This is a genomic window from Ruminococcus flavefaciens ND2009 (assembly GCF_000621785.1).
Taxonomy (GTDB): Bacteria; Bacillota; Clostridia; order Oscillospirales; family Ruminococcaceae; genus Ruminococcus; species Ruminococcus flavefaciens_C.
On record NZ_JHXI01000021.1, the window covers coordinates 1 to 16,794 of the forward strand.

Here is a 16,794-nt window from a genome sequence, read left to right on the forward strand (position 1 = left end):
TGAAATCAACGTATCTGCGTGAAATGACATTTTTTGCGTGAAATGTAATTCTGCGGCGGGGGAGAGCGCACTGGTCTGGTGTGGGGCATGCAATAAATATAGCTCCTGGACACGATAAAGAGGTGACGAAAGAAGAAAGTGCAGAGCTAAAAATGGCAAAAAATTCACCGCAGAGAAACAAACTCTGCGGAGCAATTTAATTGTTAAATAAAAAAATAAGTGGTTGACAGTTTTTTGTCAAAAAAGTGAGCCCACAAACGCCTATTTTAAGCCATTTGTGAGCCCTGATTTTGAGACGAGGGGAATTGAAAAAGTAGAAGCACTTTTAGTGATTTTTGTTAAATTGCGAAAATGGCTGTATTTCGCGGTATTTTACGATTTCGCTTTTAGCAGCTTCAAGTGATTTTTGGCAGTTTTTGGTACAAATAAGTGGTAAACAAGTGGTTGGAATGCGTTTTTTCCTGAAAAAATGATTCCGAGTTGCCACAATTTTTTTCAAAAAACTGTATGTCAAAACCGACTTTTTGTCACGAAATCTATCTGCTAACATTACGATTATTTATAATATTCAGCGTACCACTGAGCGAACTTTCTCAGACCTTCACGGATATCGATAGTGGGACGGAAGCCGTAGTCGGCTTCTAGAGCTTTGCTGTCAGCATGCGTCGGTACATTCTTCCAAGTTTGTCAGTAGGGATTGCGCAATCGGCGGAGAATGGAAATCCCGATTTTATGCCATTTTCTTAAAATCCGGTATTTTTGGATAGTTCCGAGCGAGGGATAAAGTTCTATTTTTGAAATGTTCATTCTGGCAGAATATCCCCTTATCAGAGGGATAAATAAAAAACAGCCCACCAGGTATGTCTCCGTCTTACGAATTATATCGTAATTTGGAAACATACTCAGTGGCCTGCTTCATAATTTACTTTTATGTATCGGCCTCACGGATCTTCCGCATCCGGACGCGATGAAAATATCATTCGGCGCTTATTGCAATAAGCCTCAATATATGGTATAATACAGCTGATATCTACAGTTCAGCCTACCAGATGTCCTTCCTGCACACGATACGCCGTTGTAAGGTCAAATACGACCACACTTCGCTCGGGTATAGCTATTCCCCGTATATGGTATCTTTTCGGCAGTTGCTCAATGGGCAGAGGCTATTCTTACAATTTCAATTCTTAATAGCTAATAAACCGCTAACTTGTTCTTAAGTCTATTACTTCCCACAAATCACTATTAAACACACCTTTACTCTTATTATATGTTTTTGACTGCATTGCTACACATAATAATTCTCTGGGTCTGCTCATTCCAACATATGCAAGCTTTCGACTATAATCATACACTGGTGACGATCCACCATTACCAGCTCCGTACAAATGGAGTATTCTTGCTAAATCAGAACCCTTCTGATATTCCGTTTCAAGATAAAGGGTAGTGGTATGGGTCTGTCCTTTAACGGAGTGGACTGTATCAAATCTTATGTCCACACCATAACTTGAACATAGATTATGTTCAGCCTCTGTATCTTGTGAAACAGTTTTTTCCATAAAAGATTCAGGTAATTTTTCGAATAGCTTATCATCATGTAGCAAAGTAGTGACTAACGCTCGTATAGTTTCATCAACTTTTTCTCTATTGATACAATCGAGTCTACTCAAATTTATTATGCATTCAGAATATGTTTCAAAATATTCATCTCTCAGTTTTTTATGTACAGCAGCGGGTGAATAGCTTTTATCTGTATTTTCATTCTTTATACCCAGATTGCGTAATATCTTACATATAATTCGCCTTATAAGCTGCTCGGCGCGATAGAGTTTTCCTTTTTTTAGCTCTTTGCAAATATCATCGATCAATAACCAATAACTCAAATCATCTTTAGCTTGTTTGGTACTGTCAAATCCGTTCCAATAGCTACCAACGGTCAGGCCCGACGAAGATTCCCTTCTAAATCCCACTGCATAATGCGTTTCATTTGCTTCATTCAAGCCTCTTCTGATTACTTGATTGGCATATTCCTGTATTACGCAAGTTGGATTATCATCGTCGAATACAATTATCACAGGCTTATAACCACATGGACCTGAAGAAGTATCTATTCTTTTGCCATTTTTCCTTAGAGGAGAGAGAATATTGGCGATTTCTTGTGAATATCGGCACGAAGAAGCTATGGACATACAATTAGATTGCGGTATCCAATCAGAAGAACCATTCAAACCATTATATATCGCCTGATCAGAATCACCTATTCGAATTACACAACACTGTGAAGCGTCGAATATTTTCTCCAGAGCCAACCTTTGATTTGCGTCACAATCCTGATATTCATCAATAAATATGTATTTAAACCTTTTGCTGAAAAGGTCAGTATAATCTTTTGATAAAGCATCTATAGCTTCATTAGCATAGACGTATGTATCACTATAAAGCAGCATTCCTTCATTAATAAGCAAATTCTGCTTGGCTTTCTTATATTGTTTATAAGAATCGCTTAAAGGCCCAGCAAGTTTGATGCCTTGATGATATATTCCGTCTTGTTTAAAAACTATATTCTGATAATACTTTTCTTCATTTGTATATTGAGAATTTCCGGCCTGAATTCTTTTTCTTATATAATAGCGTAAAGAATAATATGGAGAGTTCCTTGATTTATCCCGCCAAATCAATTTATAAAGGTAATGAGCGTACTCTTTGTCACTTACGAATTGCAAGCTCGTTTTACATCGTCCTCTTATGTACTGCATCGTCACGTATTTATCCACAAAAGACTGGATCGTTCCTATGAAATTGGGATAAGAAAGAAGCTTATCTGCAACACTCGATAATTTGGCTTTAATTTCATCAACAGCAACATTGGTATGAGAAAGGACACATATTCCAGAACCGTTCTCTAGCGGCATTCTATCTGCAATCAATTTCAGTTTTGCTAATAGTACTGTAGTTTTTCCACTTCCCGGACAAGCAGCTACATCTGTAGAGCCCCAAAAGCGAATAACCTCTTTTGCGTCATCAGCAAAATGCTTACCAGGCTGAAGAAGAAGTTTCTCTATCGTTTCTATTTCCTCATCAGTTATTTCCCACTCTGCCATAAGTACCTCCTTTCTATACAGTCTCACCTGCAGCATACTTAATGGCATTTGCAATATACCCTATATATGGATCTTTTTCGATTTTTGCCTTTAGCTTTGCCTTTTTCTCTTCATCTAGTTTATAGCCATACAGATCAAGATCAAACATTTTATCTTGCTTAATTCCGTCTGGTACTTTTGATATCTTCCATCGAAGAATAGAAGCAAGGCACTGAGCCACAATAGCCTTAAGTCCACTCTTACCGTCTCTATTTAGCATCAAATCATATATGTTATATGCTTTGTTCCAAAGCGGCAGATCCTTCCATTGTTCTAATTCTGAAGATACATCTTTATCGGCATCAACAATCTTCTGTTCTGTAAGGGGAATCGATTCTTTGGCGTTAAGAATCTTTTTTCCATAATGAACTGCTTTATGGAAGTCTTCAGAAAGGCAACTCATTGCTATACAGTATTCTAACGTCCAGCGTGGCGAAGTAAATCCCCGAACAGAACCTATTGAATATTTCTTGTTTTTTTCACATTCTGCCGCCTTTGATTCATCACTTTTTTCGTTTAATGTCTTATTTTTGGTATCTTTATCTTCATCATAAGGTCGCACATCACAATCAGTGACGACAGATACCGGAATCCCTATCGTACTCCCATCAGCTCTTACCATAATTTGACTATATCGAAGAAAAGCAGTACTTCCAACATTAACAATTGATATACCATATTTCTCCAATGGGAATCCAAGAATGTCAGCAATTACTGGAACAAGAATATTCTCTGCATCGCCTTCAACCATGATTATACCCTTTGCAAAGAAAAGATTCGCTTTAGTCGCATCAAGAAATCTCTGAAGAAATAGATAATCACCTTTCTGCAATCCAGTCTTTCCTTCAGCAAGGTCATAGCCAACTCCACTCTTCATTAGAATAAGGTTCTTTAAATTGATTTTTGATGCGAGTATCGGACTGTGCGTTGATACAATAATCTGTGCATTTTTCTCGTTGTACTCATTCTGAAGATAACTGATTAAGCGAAGCTGTGCCTGTGGATGAAGATGTGCTTCCAGTTCCTCGATCAAAGCAAGTTTCATACAATAATCAGTATCATCCTTGAGAAGAAGCAGTTCTGCGGCAATAAAAAGAAGATTTAGTTCACCAAGTCCGGGATTGACCTCAGGAGCATTCAATGAGAGTGATTCTAGAATAGCCTTAAGCTGAATATCAGAAGTTTTTAAATCAGCATCACTTGGCTGCCCTTTGTCATGAAAAGAAGTTAAATTGGAGCGGATAGTCTGAAGAACCTGTTTTCCTGTATCGTCTTCTAAAAAATACTTTTCAATGTCATCATTTGCATCACGAAATATCTGAAGCAACTGATGATCTTCTTTTCTAAAGAACACAGGGTGATTCAAGAGTATCTGTGATATTCTTGAATTACGTCCAGAACTCATCTCTCGTTCGGCATCACGTAGCGGCTTTAGATAGACAGCTTTCAGAAGTTCTCTTGCCTTCCCCTCAATCACTATTCCATCATCTGCATCACCCGCACGAAGTTCTTGAAAAATCCTATGTCCCTCTTTCTTTGCACGATAGTGAAGTTTTAACGAATATTCAACTTTGCCAGCATTATTAGTGAATGTCAAATACTCAATAAAGTTCTTTGCTTCATTCTGACTAAACTCAGTTATAATACAGTCAATCTTAAACTCATCTGTATAATTTCCATCAGTGAATTTATAAAAATCCTCTTCAACAGGCCTAATATACTCATTACTCTGAGTCAGTAGCACAAGCTTTAAAGCGTCAATGACCGCAGTTTTTCCGGAATCATTCTCACCAATTAAGGCGTTAAGCCCTTTGTGAAATGTAACATGGAGTCCTGGCTTACCATTTTCTGATTTAAACCTACGAAAATTATACAAATCCAGTTCTGATACTATCATATATTCTCCTCCTTGTCTATTAAGGGATTAATTCTATCAATCCGAGATCCATTAATGCAACGATCAATAGGCTCATGCACTGATAAAGACCGCTTTTTTCTCTATGACTTTCCTCGTAATGATATACATCCAGATTACATTCAGAGAAATCATCAAGGTCGTAAGTGCAGTCATTTATTAGCCCCAGAGCGGTCAGCATTTCAACTGTAGCATGTTTCAAGGCATTTTCGTCTAATCTCTGATTATTGATATTATGTTCTCCAAGAAACGTTTTCAGTCTTTGGCCGGTATCGAATTCCATGCCAATCACATTATCATGATAGCAGGATAAGGTGAAACTCTCTATGGAAGGATAACTTAATAACAGCAGTCCCTGTCTTCCATAATCTGGATTATCTCTTGAATTTCCAAGCTTTGATAAAAGATTCTCCAAAAAAGCATTATCTGTATTGGAACGATCATCACGATCATAGATATAGAAAATAGCAGCATTGTCAATATCGAAATCATACTCTTCGATCAATTCCTTGAATAGGTTATTCAGGTATCCATCATCCTTCTCGATGAATCGAATATTGCTCTGCTGAGCATTGATAACAAATATCTTAGAATCCGGATTGACTTTTGAATTGTACTGTTTATAACCTTTTTCACGCAGTTTAGTTTCAAGCTGATAATCCAGTATGCTCGTGAACAGCTTGGTTATAATATACGGCTCAGTTCGTGATCCTTCAACGATAAAAAGAACTTTACCGATATTCTTGTCTTTGTGAAGCTCAATTCTCATATCTTGGAAGTCCACCGAACACACCACCTAAATACATCTTTTCCATATTCTGCGCTTCTCTGGGTTTTTCATCAGAAAAACGTTTGATTCGGCTTCCTTCTTCACCGAATTCAACTGTATATAACTGATCAGGACGAAGAATGCTGCTTGACAACAGATTTGTGGAATGCGTTACAAACAGCATCTGAGCATTCGTTGAATACTTCATGAAATAGCGAATCAGGAGTTTTTCAAGGTCGTTATGGAAACCACTGGAAAACTCGTCAAGAATCAGCAGCCCCCCCTTGTGTGTACAATGAAAGAACGCAGGCAAAAGGTTAAGCAGGTTCTGTGTTCCCGTCGATTCCATTTCCAAGAGAATTGGTTCATTGATTCCGTTACGCTTCATAAAGATGTGCTTATCTTCTCCGAAGAAGGCAGCTACTTTACCTGTTGAAGTCATCCCATATTCAACACGCTGACCGAAGTTGTATTCCTCAAAGAATTGATTGATCTCATCTGTGCCTTTTTCTTCCAGATATTTCCTCAGTTCAATTCCGGATGCCTGGTATACACTTGCTCTCCTTGTATAAAGGTCCAGATAGATAGAGGCTGACAGGAAAGAAAACCACTCCTGCAACACCTGATGCCCTCTGAAGCGTGTATTAAAGTATATCTCACGCAGGAACAGGGTATTAAGCTGAATGTCCGTATACTCTTTTTGATCGGTCAGTGACACCTTGGCATAGCTGTTTTCTCTTTCAAGAACTGTTTCTCCATCAACTTTAAGAAGCTCATGAATCGCTGAGCCGTCATTATGATACTTGATAGAATAGTCTATTTCAGAGCCTTTGATATCAAACACAAAACGCATGGAAACAGCCGGATTCATACTGAAGAGGCAGTGATACATCTCAAATGGAATCTCCGCTTTTCCAAAAAGCATATCCAGTAGAAGCTTTACCGGCAGAAGCGCACCGGATTTTCCTGATGCATTTGCTCCGACAAACAGAACGCCTTTCAATAGACCTCGCGCGGTATTGGTTTCCTCCAACACCTTATAATTCGTTTTCTCCAGAGAAAAGGTGGTCTTATTCTTAAAAGAACGGAAATTCTCCACTTCATAATATTTCAACATAGCTAGCCCTCCTATCGCTATCGTATATTCGTATTATACCACACTTTCTCGGAAATTGCAACTATTTTACGGTGGAAATATATAGAAGCGTAAAAAAATTACATCACACACCTTTTGTTCCCGGCTTTATACTGCATTATCGGCATATTCTATCGATATATCATCCAATTCAATAAGCACTTTTTTGAGCATAACAGAACAGCATTTTCTTCTGTCAGTTCTTTGCACATTTTTTTTGAAATGGCAGCAATCAACTCGTTTTCCTTAATATTCCTGCATTTACAGCCGTTTCCTTTCCGTCCCTCGTGGCGTCCTCTGCAGGTCCATACCTTATGCTTGATACCTTTCGGTCCGTTCAGCGTTCGTCTTGTCATCGGTTCACCGCACTCGCCGCAGAACAGCTTTCCGTACAGGAAGTGTGGTCTGCCGCCGATTCTTCCGACCGCTGCCTTTACCGCTTTCTTTTGACGTATGATCTGTTCCCCGGCGTACAGCGGCTTATGGAGCTTGCAGACGATATTGAGCAGATACGAACGATCTGCTGGTGCGGCAAGCGGGCGCATTTCAATGCAAGGCTGCTGAACGGTGAGATGGTCACAGAGGGAGAACAAGTACAGCTCGGCGGCAACGAGAGCTATATCTCGCTTTGCAGGAGACATTATAAGCAGAGAAAGATCGAGGGCTGAAAGGTCGTGATTATATGTGTACTCGCTTTTATGTGGAGCCTGCATATTACGCTCCAATTATCACCAGAGCACAGAAACTGAAGTTAGCAGATGATATGATGAGGCATCTCGGCAAGCCGCTGACCATGTCCGGTGAGATGCGACCGAACGATGTCACCGCCGTTCTTGCACCGAAAAGAAGGCAGGGTTGCAGTTTTCCCAATGATATGGGGCTTCAGCCACGAAGCAACTGATGCACCGATAGTCAACTGCCGCCTTGAAACAGCAAGTCAGAAGGAAATGTGGAAGGACTCATGGTTCCAGCGGCGGCGCGTGATTCCCTGTAGCTGATATTTTGAGTGGGAACACTTCAGAAGCCCGGATGGGAAACGTTCTAAGGTCGGCGATAAGTATCTGATACAGCCGAAAGACAGACATACGACTATGCTGGCGGGATTATATCGGTTTGAGGAGCGTAATGGGCTGCAGGTTCCTGTTTTCTCGGTTCTCACACGGGATGCTATTGGTGAACTGAGAGGAATTCATAATAGGATGCCGCTGATACTGTGGCGAGAGGGTGTTGAAAGCTGGATAAAGCCAGACGGAAATCCGCAGGAGGTTAGCCGGAGAGCTTTGACGGAGATGTGTTTTGAGAAAGTAGTATAATGAAAAAGGCTCTGAGAGATTAACGCAAAGGCGTTCTCACAGAGCCTTTCTTATTTATAATCATATATGTCACAAAATTACGACTAATAAAGTATTCTTTAGATATTCTTTTACCGTGTGATTTGAATATAATTCAGTGCAGATATCTGTGTCAAGCTATTGACAAAAGCGAGTGCAGGTGCTATAATGATGAAAAGAAACTACATGTAGTTCGTTCGGTGTGCTCCTCGATTATATTAGTCATATTTTGTGCACACCTTATACCATATTCAAAGAAAGGCGAAGAAATGGCACAGTACAATTTAACCGTGAACGACAATAAAGCAACTGTAGAATCAGACTCGGATTTTAAAGGAAATACCAAGCTTAAGCTTCTACGGTTGCTTGAAATATTACAAAGTGAATCAACACAGCAAAAACCATTAAGCACATCTCAAATATGTCAGAGACTAGAGAAAATGGGGATGCATTGTGAACGCAGAACGCTATATCGTGATATCAAACTATTAATTGACTGCGGCTATGATATAGAAATTGTCACAGAAAGAAACGCAAACCTGTATTACTATAAGAAAGCAACGGAACTTAGTTTTTCTGAGCTAAAAATCCTTATTGACGCTGCTAAGGCTGCTTCATTCATAACACAGGAACAAACTGAGGAGCTAGTAAGAAAACTGGTTGCACTCGGCGGTTCAAGAAAAAAAGAATTGCTAAGCAGCAATATGGTTTTCTTTAATAGCCACAAACATAGTAATACCGATGTATATGATGTCGTTTCAACTATTGAGGCAGCGATTCTAAATAAAACCAGAATATCATTTTTCTATTTTGACCTCGATGAACATGCTGAGAGAGTCTATAGGCACAACAAAAAAGAATACTTGGTTGATCCGATAGTTCTGATATTCAATAATGATAATTATTATCTTCGTGGATATACTCCTGACCATGATGAGATACGTAATTATCGTGTGGATCGTATGGCAGATGTCAAAACGACTGTGCTGCCTATGGATGCTAAAGCTGATGTAAGTCCGGCAGAAATCGAAGAATACATTTCACAATCATTTAAGATGTATGGTGGTGAAACTGTAGAAGCTCTATTAGAGTTTAAGGATCAGCTCCTTGATGTAATCTTCGATAAATTTGGTGAAGGAACGCCTATTGTCCGCAAAAATGATAATACCTGTATAGCAACTGTCAAGGTTCAGGCAAGTCCGACTTTCTGGGGGTGGTATTTTCAGTTCCCGGATAAGATGCGGATATGTTCACCAGATTGGCTTGCGGATGAATGTGAAAAATGGAGAGATCTGAGATACAATCGATAAGTAATCTGTATCATTAAAAAGGAGGCTGCAAATGAACACCGAGAAAAAAACAGGTAATGGCTATTTCGCTGTTATCGATACAGAAACCACTTGGAGCAATGCCGTTATGTCTATCGGTGTAGCGATTGCAGAATGCTCCACATTTAAACTGGTAGAAAAGAAATATTATATTATCTCTCCCGAATATAAGGACGGCGGAATGTATAGTTATGTCTTAATGACGAAATCTGTTAAACTGGATCTCAAAAGCTCACGTCCAAAGGTTATCGAACATCTTGTTAAAGTTCTTAAAAAGTATCAAATAGACTCCCTATTCGCCTATAACGCTTCTTTTGACTATAATCATTTGCCCGAACTGCAATCCTATAAATGGTTCGACATAATAAAAAAAGCTGCATATAAGCAATATAACCCCAAAATATCTGAAAACGCTGACTGCTGTGGAACTGGAAGGTTAAAGAGAGATTTTGGTGTTGAACCGATTACAAGGCTTCTGTCCGGCAATCGCAGCTATTGCGAAGTCCATAATGCAGTATGTGATGCAGTTGACGAACTAAGGATAATAGAACTGCTCGGATACGCAATAGAAGACTATGGTCATGCCCAAATTAATCTGGAAAAGAAACCAAGGACTATAAGACCAAAGGAACAGAGAGCAGTTCCGAAACTCCCGAAGCCAACGAAACATGTTCCAGAAGAAAGCGAAGATATCATAGAAAAGCGATTAATAGCCAATTGTAAGTTCGCTATCGGTGATAAAATAAGACACGCTCAGTATGGATGCGGCGTAGTCAGAAAAATCGAAGTAATGAATGAAGAAATCCTGTTGCTAACTGTGCTCTATGAAGCTATAGGAATAAGTTTGCATTTACTTCCGGCTGACGAAAAGGATATCACATTGATTAACGATTGACCTCAAAAGGAGTTGTATACAAAATGAGTGGAATTCAGCTTTCCGAAGAACAACAGGACTTCGTAAACAAGGCGCTTGAAGGACATAACATACTTGTAAACGCCTGCATTGGAAGCGGAAAAACAACTGCGATCCAGTTGCTTTGCAATCAGCTTCCGAAAAAGAAAAAAATCCTGTACCTTACATACAATAAGCTGCTGAAGCTTGATGCCAAAGCTAAAATCAGGAATACTAATGTTAAGGTTCAGAACTATGACGGGATTGCATCAACTTATCTGTATCGAATGGGGATTTCTACCGGATACGGCGACCAGATTCCTCGTTTTAATGAAGTGAAGCCTGTAATTGACAGATATGACATTCTGATCATAGATGAATACCAGGATATCGAACAGGGGCATTCGCAATTATTAGAACATATCAAGTCATATAACCCAGAAATGCAGATCATTGCAGTCGGTGATATGCAACAGAAGATATATGATAAAACGAGCTTGGATGTTTCTGAGTTTATCGCCCACTTCCTTGGTGAACATATTCAGCTTGAATTTACACTGTGCTTTAGATTATCTGCTGGATTAGCAGAAAAGCTTGGAAGAATATGGCATAAAAAGATAGTAGGTGTGAACGACAATTGCATTGTTGAAAAGATGGATATGAAGCAGATAGCAGAGTTTTTGTCTACTCAAAATCCACAGGATATTCTTTGCCTCGGTGCAAGATACGGTGATTTATCTAAGACTTTGAATACGCTTGAATCAAGATACTCTTCAATTTTCAATAAGCAAACTGTATATGCCAGCATATCAGATCACGATTCGATTCGGGCAACAGAGCCAAATGAACATACTGCAATATTTACAACATTTGACAGTAGCAAAGGACTTGAAAGAAAAATCTGTGTTATTTTCGACTTTACAGAGAGCTACTGGAACGCCAGAATCAGCAAATCGCAGCAGTCGTATGAAATTCTTCGTAACATATTCTGCGTTGCTGCAAGCCGTGGTAAATCAAGAATCATCTTTGTAGAGAGCGAAGAAGCTATGCTTACTGAAGCTACCCTTTCTACAAGGGTGGATGAAAACAAAAATCTATCCAATGTTGATATTTCAGCTATGTTTGATTTTAAGTATCGTGAAGACATCGAGGAATGCTATTCGTTACTGCAAATTGAACAAATCATTCCGGAAGATAGCAGTACCATAGAGGTCAAAAGCAACGATGGGCTGATTGACCTATCTCCCTGTATAGGCATCTATCAGGAAGCGATGTTTTTTGATTCCTATGAGATCAACAAGGCTATTGAGATGTATTTCAAACTCAACGATAGCAAGAAAGTGCTTTGGAATAAGAAAATTCAACAAGCAAGTCTTGAAAAGAAAATACTATTCTTGGTATCTCTTGAAACTAATCAGGATCGCTACCGTACACAGGTAGAACTACCGTTTATTGATGAAGATGCCAAAAATCAGATCGCTGACAGACTGTTCTCAAGACTGCAACACGATGAAAAAGCACAGGTTGGATGCTTTATTCCTTTTGCAGGCAAAAAAGACGGTCCTCGTCTGTTTATTGCGGGCGGATTTGCAGATGTTGTCAAGGATGATATCGTATATGAGCTGAAATTCGTTTCAAATCTGACTCATGAGCATTTTCTTCAGTGCGCTTGTTACATAGTTGCCTTGAAGCTTGAGAAAGGAATTCTGTGGAACACACGAGACAACACCTCTTACGAAATCAGAGTGCCCGATAAGAAGAAATTCCTTGATGCTGTTGCGAAAACTATCAGCAAGCACACAATCGCTTCTTATTACGAACCGTCCGTCATCTCTCCGAGACCAGCAGGTATTCCGGCATTAAAGGGTGAACTGTCCAAATTCACAGTAGGAGCTAAAGTAAATCATAACGGCTTTGGAAATGGCACAATTCTCCAAATTAACTCGTTAAATGGCTCACATATCATAGATGTTAAATTTGATAAAGGCGGAGCCCGTAAGCTGCTCCTTGAGATGGTTGTGAGAAGCGGAATGATACAACTTGTTACCGAAGACACGGCTGAACCAGTTGAGCCAGAGAAACCTGCGAAAGATCCGAAACAAGAACAGTATGAACTTGGATATGAAGATGTCAAGGAATTGTTCACGCAACAAACTCGTATCATCCTTGACCGCTATAAAACCAGATGGGTTATGTGTGAGAAATGTGGTAAAATAAAGCAAGATGTAGAATTTGCATCATATGGCGGACATCGACATGTAAATCTGGGCATATGTAGGGATTGTAGTCGAAATAATCAGGGACAATTTTAGATATGGTCAGAGAAATATTTCGTGCTATCACAATAGAGGTATAATAGATGTGGTTATTTGATATAATCAGAGAAAAGAAACATATTCGAGAAGAGCGCTGCGCTATGTTATTAAGCAGAATTGATACCGCTCTTGACGAACTAAAACAGGTATTTTCATGCCCTGACAGATTTGTTACTGATGACGATATCACCATATGGAAGAATAAGCATTGTCCAATTATAACGGAGTTACGTGCAGATACGGAGATTTTCAAACTTAAGAAGGCAAAGAAATACCGAGAACTAACAAGGAAAATACAACTGTTGCTATCAGCAGAAAAAGAACTTGACCAAACGCGTAACATTCATAATGAGAAAACTGCTAACAGTAGAGCTACCGAAGTATATTCGGTTATAGGCCAAGTCGAAGGGAAAAAACTCGATACTCAGCAGCTTGTTGCTATATCTAAGGATGTCCACACACATCTTGTTTTGGCTGGGGCAGGAACGGGAAAAACAACTACAATTGTAGGCTTGATAAAGTATCTCTTAAAAACAGGAAAATATAAGCAAAATGAGATACTTGTTCTCTCCTTTACAAATGCATCAGCTTCCGAAATGAAAGAAAGAATAAGCAATGAAACCGGCTGCCCTATAGATGCGTCAACTTTCCATAAACTAGGAATGAACATTATTACAGAAGTCGAGGGTGTCAAGCCAAAAATCACAGAGCTACAGCAGTATTCATTTATCAAACAACAACTTGAATTACTGATGCAAGATGATGAAAAAGTAGAAGCACTTTTAGTGGTTTTTGCTAAATTGCGAAAATGGCTGTATTTCGCGGTATTTTACGATTTCGCTTTTAGCAGCTTCAAGTGGTTTTTGGCAGCTTTTGGTACAAATAAGTGGTAAACAAGTGGTTGGAATGCGTTTTTTTCTGAAAAATTGAATCAGAATTGCCGAAATTATCTTCAAAATATTGTATTTCAAAATTAGCTTTTTTTTTACGAATGATTATCTGCTATAGGGTGTCGGACAGGGAAGGGGTTTCAGCAGCAAATTCTTTTATCTGTTCAACCTCTTCAGAATTGTTCATATTTTTATCATAAGAGTAGATAATCATATAATTTGACTCTTTAGGTTTCATGGCATTCATTTCTTTTTTGTATCCATGCATCGGTACATCCTTCCAAGTTTGTCAGTAGGATTGCGCAATCGGCGGAGAATGAAAATCCCGATTTTACACCATTTTCTTAAAATCTGGTATTCGGGAATAGTTCCGAGCGAGGGATAAAGTTCTATTTTTGAAATGTTCATTCTGGCAGAATAGCCCCTTATCAGAGGGATAAATGAAAAACAGCCCACCAGGTATGTCTCCGTCTTACGTAATGTATCGTAATTTGGAAACATACCAGGTGGGCTGCTTCATTATTCTGTATTATTGTGTTAAAATGTTAACCCCAAAGCAAACATATCACCACTTCAAATATGAATCTATAGACATAGATTTTGCAGCACATTCAGCAAACAGTTTTTCCTGCTCCTTTGTTTTGAATACAGGTGATACTACAACGCGCTTCTTTTTTTCAATTTTACAAATTTTACCGTGCCGAGAAGAGATTACCCTACCTGTTTTCGATATGGCAAAACGTTTATGTTTTTTAATCTTCCCTTTGACACTGGTTTTTATATCTTTGATATCCCCATTAAGTTTGTATTGCATTTTTAAACTCCTTTACTAAAATGGCAAGGCTATCTGCATAATCTGCTATAATATGATATGCCCTTTTATTACGTAAGTTGTTATCAGACCACTCTGGCAATTCTTTCAAGCAATCAACGCACAACATTCCCATTACTTCTTGAGTACGTTCTGAATTATCGTCATATTCCGATGCAAACACGGGCACCCTTATAGGCATCACTATTGTAGAATAAAAATAATTAGTATATTCATCTCCATATTCACAAAAGAAAACATCATCTCGATCAAACTTATTATGCATTTCAATAAGATTTCCCTCTGCAAAAAACTGTTGCTCATGTTGAACTATAGCAGTATAAGCATAATTATCAGCTATTTCTATTTCTCGCACATTCAGTTGCGAACAATGATATTCTCCTCCTCTTGAAATAATATTATTGTGTCCACGAGCGTATGTTTTAAGCTTATCATTGGAGATCATTATTTTTATGCTTGATCTTATCTCATGTCCATAATGCTCAGAAAGTAGTTTCTCAAGTGAAGACAGGCTCTGTTGTAAAAAATCAGTCATTTTTTTTACAACACGTGGATCAACAGGTTTTTCAATCTCAGCAGTTATTTTTTTAACTCTATCTGATACAATATGAGAAAAGCCGGCTAATTCATCAAATCTGCAGTTAATTTCTGTCAACCTTGCTTTATACTTTTTTTCATCTTCGCCAATCCAATCTGTGTAATCAACCGTATCTCTCTCCAGATTTTTAATTCTTGCTTCACAGTTTGCAATTTTTTCTTCATATTCTTTTATTCTAGAATTAGCTTGCTTCAACTCATTATTTTTTGCTATCACTCTATTAGTTAACGCAGACCACTGAAACACCAATATTAGAGAAAGAACCAAAAACTCCAGACATGCTCTTAACCAGTTATTTGTCACAAGAGCTGGAGCAAAGCACGACAAAAATGGAATAAAAAATGTTACCACTTTAACAGATTTATCAAATGCATCTGGTTTTTTAGAACGTATACGATTAAGCCAAGTACGTACAAAGCTAATAAGCCAAGATATTTTCTTATGAACAAATCTTATCACATTTCTGCCTCCCTTGTCCTCTATTAGAACCAACATTGTGTTGTAATGTAGTAAAGCCTTTGAATCTGGAACTACTTCATTTTTAACGAACTCTAAGGCTATTGATACTAAATACAATTATTAAATTTAGTATACCATACAAAATTTCATGTGTCAATATTTTCATAAACAATATAGCCTTTATATTGACAATAACGCCATTGATATCTACAGTTAAGCCTACCAGATGTCCTTCCTGCACACGATACGCCATTGTAAGGTCGAATACGACCATAAAGCAGCGTCAGAATATCGTTATGATAGGTAATCCGGGGAGCGGAAAGACACATATGTCAATTGCTCTGGGCATGAATGCCTGTGAAGCGGGATATCGTGTAAAGTTCTACACAGCCGTCAACCTCGCAGCCGAACCTGCGGAAGCCGTCCAGATGAACAGGCTATCAAAGCTTGAGAAGAGCCTCAGCAAAATAGATCTGCTGATAATCGATGAGCTCAGTTACCTGACTTTCAACAGATACCAGTCGGAAATGCTCTTTCAGATCATATCCGAGCGTTCCGAAAGAGCCAGTGTTATTATCACTACAAATCTCGAATTTTCGGAATGGACACAGCTTTTTGAGAATGAAATGATGCTTGCAGCGCTCATAGACAGAGTCACTTTCAGATCATTCGTTCTGAACATGAACTGTAACTCGTCTTACCGTATCGACTCGACCATGAATAATGATTAGTGGCTCATTATTTTTTTATCAAAACTGGCTCACTTTTTTATTAGCGCTGTGGCTCAGTTTTTTATTGACAAAGGCAACCTGCCTGATCTGATGTGTGTCATGCAATTAATATAGCTCCTTGACAAGATTAAGAGGTGATGAAAGAAGAAAGTGCAGAGCTAAAATGGCAAAAAATCTCCGCAGAGAAACAAACTCTGCGGAGCAATTTTAATTGTTAAATAAAAAAATAAGTGGTTGACAGATTTTTGTCAAAAAACGAGCTCACAAACGCCTATTTTAAGCCATTTGTGAGCCCTGATTTTGAGGCGAGGGGAATTGAAAAAGGAGAAGCACTTTTAGTGGTTTTTGCTAAATTGCGAAAATGGCTGTATTTCGCGGTATTTTACGATTTCGCTTTTAGCAGCTTCAAGTGATTTTTGGCAGCTTTTGGTACAAATAAGTGGTAAACAAGTGGTTGGAATG

General features: G+C 38.6%; 16 protein-coding genes and 1 pseudogene. 9 read left to right on the plus strand and 8 right to left on the minus strand.

All coding sequences use genetic code 11. The annotated features are described in order from the left end of the window. Window positions 1-1,202: 1,202 nt before the first annotated feature. The 5 genes from T488_RS0106500 to T488_RS20340 form a co-directional block, all read right to left on the minus strand. Complete coding sequence (locus T488_RS0106500) at window positions 1,203-3,098, minus strand: UvrD-helicase domain-containing protein (protein ID WP_028520090.1); 1,896 nt, start codon at window positions 3,096-3,098, stop codon at window positions 1,203-1,205. Between the two features lie 13 nt (window positions 3,099-3,111). Then, a complete protein-coding gene (locus T488_RS0106505) occupies window positions 3,112-5,034 on the minus strand; it encodes an ATP-dependent nuclease (protein WP_028520091.1) in 1,923 nt (640 codons plus the stop codon). A 19-nt stretch (window positions 5,035-5,053) separates the two neighbouring features. Further along, the gene (locus tag T488_RS0106510; RefSeq protein WP_155267175.1) at window positions 5,054-5,821 is read right to left on the minus strand and encodes a hypothetical protein; all 768 of its coding nucleotides are present in this window, start codon (window positions 5,819-5,821) and stop codon (window positions 5,054-5,056) included. Then, complete coding sequence (locus T488_RS0106515) at window positions 5,811-6,938, minus strand: AAA family ATPase (protein WP_028520093.1); 1,128 nt, start codon at window positions 6,936-6,938, stop codon at window positions 5,811-5,813. Before T488_RS0106515 ends, T488_RS0106510 begins: the two co-directional genes overlap by 11 nt. A 149-nt stretch (window positions 6,939-7,087) precedes the next feature. Beyond that, window positions 7,088-7,312, minus strand: a complete 225-nt coding sequence (locus tag T488_RS20340) for a recombinase zinc beta ribbon domain-containing protein (RefSeq protein ID WP_196243280.1) — start codon at window positions 7,310-7,312, stop codon at window positions 7,088-7,090. On the opposite strand from T488_RS20340, the gene T488_RS20075 reads away from it, so the two are divergent. From T488_RS20075 to T488_RS0106540, 7 genes and pseudogenes are all read left to right on the plus strand, one after another. Further along, on the plus strand, window positions 7,271-7,624 hold the full coding sequence (locus T488_RS20075; RefSeq protein WP_242838306.1) for a hypothetical protein: 354 nt from the start codon (window positions 7,271-7,273) through the stop codon (window positions 7,622-7,624). The genes T488_RS20340 and T488_RS20075 overlap by 42 nt on opposite strands. A 14-nt stretch (window positions 7,625-7,638) precedes the next feature. Continuing rightward, window positions 7,639-7,857 (plus strand): hypothetical protein, encoded by a 219-nt coding sequence (locus tag T488_RS20080; protein WP_242838307.1) that lies wholly within the window; start codon window positions 7,639-7,641, stop codon window positions 7,855-7,857. Then, window positions 7,826-8,269, plus strand: a pseudogene (locus tag T488_RS20290) (SOS response-associated peptidase family protein). The gene T488_RS20080 and the pseudogene T488_RS20290 overlap by 32 nt, the downstream one beginning before the upstream one ends. Window positions 8,270-8,556: 287 nt before the next feature. Beyond that, window positions 8,557-9,597: a helix-turn-helix transcriptional regulator gene (locus T488_RS0106525; protein ID WP_028520095.1), complete on the plus strand. Its 1,041-nt coding sequence runs from the start codon at window positions 8,557-8,559 to the stop codon at window positions 9,595-9,597. Between the two features lie 31 nt (window positions 9,598-9,628). Further along, window positions 9,629-10,510, plus strand: a complete 882-nt coding sequence (locus T488_RS17185; protein ID WP_196243281.1) for a hypothetical protein — start codon at window positions 9,629-9,631, stop codon at window positions 10,508-10,510. A gap of 23 nt (window positions 10,511-10,533) precedes the next feature. Beyond that, a complete protein-coding gene (locus T488_RS20090) occupies window positions 10,534-12,819 on the plus strand; it encodes an AAA family ATPase (RefSeq protein ID WP_242838308.1) in 2,286 nt (761 codons plus the stop codon). A 47-nt stretch (window positions 12,820-12,866) separates the two neighbouring features. Further along, window positions 12,867-13,715 carry a UvrD-helicase domain-containing protein gene (locus T488_RS0106540; protein ID WP_028520096.1) on the plus strand — a complete coding sequence of 283 codons (849 nt, stop codon included), beginning with the start codon at window positions 12,867-12,869 and terminating at the stop codon, window positions 13,713-13,715. A gap of 109 nt (window positions 13,716-13,824) precedes the next feature. Here T488_RS0106540 and T488_RS19575 read toward each other — a convergent pair whose 3' ends face one another. The 3 genes from T488_RS19575 to T488_RS0106555 form a co-directional block, all read right to left on the minus strand. After that, the gene (locus tag T488_RS19575) at window positions 13,825-13,980 is read right to left on the minus strand and encodes a hypothetical protein (protein WP_155267177.1); all 156 of its coding nucleotides are present in this window, start codon (window positions 13,978-13,980) and stop codon (window positions 13,825-13,827) included. 297 nt (window positions 13,981-14,277) lie between these two features. Further along, window positions 14,278-14,526 carry a hypothetical protein gene (locus tag T488_RS0106550; protein WP_028520097.1) on the minus strand — a complete coding sequence of 83 codons (249 nt, stop codon included), beginning with the start codon at window positions 14,524-14,526 and terminating at the stop codon, window positions 14,278-14,280. Then, window positions 14,510-15,601 carry a hypothetical protein gene (locus tag T488_RS0106555; protein WP_028520098.1) on the minus strand — a complete coding sequence of 364 codons (1,092 nt, stop codon included), beginning with the start codon at window positions 15,599-15,601 and terminating at the stop codon, window positions 14,510-14,512. The genes T488_RS0106550 and T488_RS0106555 overlap by 17 nt, the downstream gene beginning before the upstream one ends. Before the next feature lie 200 nt (window positions 15,602-15,801). Here T488_RS0106555 and T488_RS17195 point away from each other — a divergent pair, with 200 nt between their 5' ends. Both T488_RS17195 and T488_RS19835 read left to right on the plus strand, forming a co-directional pair. Further along, window positions 15,802-16,332: an ATP-binding protein gene (locus tag T488_RS17195; RefSeq protein ID WP_207640294.1), complete on the plus strand. Its 531-nt coding sequence runs from the start codon at window positions 15,802-15,804 to the stop codon at window positions 16,330-16,332. Between the two features lie 230 nt (window positions 16,333-16,562). Then, window positions 16,563-16,745, plus strand: a complete 183-nt coding sequence (locus T488_RS19835) for a hypothetical protein (RefSeq protein WP_028520099.1) — start codon at window positions 16,563-16,565, stop codon at window positions 16,743-16,745. Window positions 16,746-16,794 lie beyond the last annotated feature (49 nt).

Coding starts and splice junctions, on each gene's coding strand:
- T488_RS0106505 (WP_028520091.1), bottom strand. CDS start 5,034: ATGATAGTATCAGAACTGGATTTGTATAATTTTCGTAGGTTTAAATCA.
- T488_RS17185 (WP_196243281.1), top strand. CDS start 9,629: ATGAACACCGAGAAAAAAACAGGTAATGGCTATTTCGCTGTTATCGAT.
- T488_RS20075 (WP_242838306.1), top strand. CDS start 7,271: ATGCTTGATACCTTTCGGTCCGTTCAGCGTTCGTCTTGTCATCGGTTC.
- T488_RS0106515 (WP_028520093.1), bottom strand. CDS start 6,938: ATGTTGAAATATTATGAAGTGGAGAATTTCCGTTCTTTTAAGAATAAG.
- T488_RS0106510 (WP_155267175.1), bottom strand. CDS start 5,821: ATGAGAATTGAGCTTCACAAAGACAAGAATATCGGTAAAGTTCTTTTT.
- T488_RS20080 (WP_242838307.1), top strand. CDS start 7,639: ATGTGTACTCGCTTTTATGTGGAGCCTGCATATTACGCTCCAATTATC.
- T488_RS0106550 (WP_028520097.1), bottom strand. CDS start 14,526: ATGCAATACAAACTTAATGGGGATATCAAAGATATAAAAACCAGTGTC.
- T488_RS0106540 (WP_028520096.1), top strand. CDS start 12,867: ATGTGGTTATTTGATATAATCAGAGAAAAGAAACATATTCGAGAAGAG.
- T488_RS0106525 (WP_028520095.1), top strand. CDS start 8,557: ATGGCACAGTACAATTTAACCGTGAACGACAATAAAGCAACTGTAGAA.
- T488_RS20090 (WP_242838308.1), top strand. CDS start 10,534: ATGAGTGGAATTCAGCTTTCCGAAGAACAACAGGACTTCGTAAACAAG.
- T488_RS19575 (WP_155267177.1), bottom strand. CDS start 13,980: ATGCATGGATACAAAAAAGAAATGAATGCCATGAAACCTAAAGAGTCA.
- T488_RS20340 (WP_196243280.1), bottom strand. CDS start 7,312: ATGACAAGACGAACGCTGAACGGACCGAAAGGTATCAAGCATAAGGTA.
- T488_RS0106500 (WP_028520090.1), bottom strand. CDS start 3,098: ATGGCAGAGTGGGAAATAACTGATGAGGAAATAGAAACGATAGAGAAA.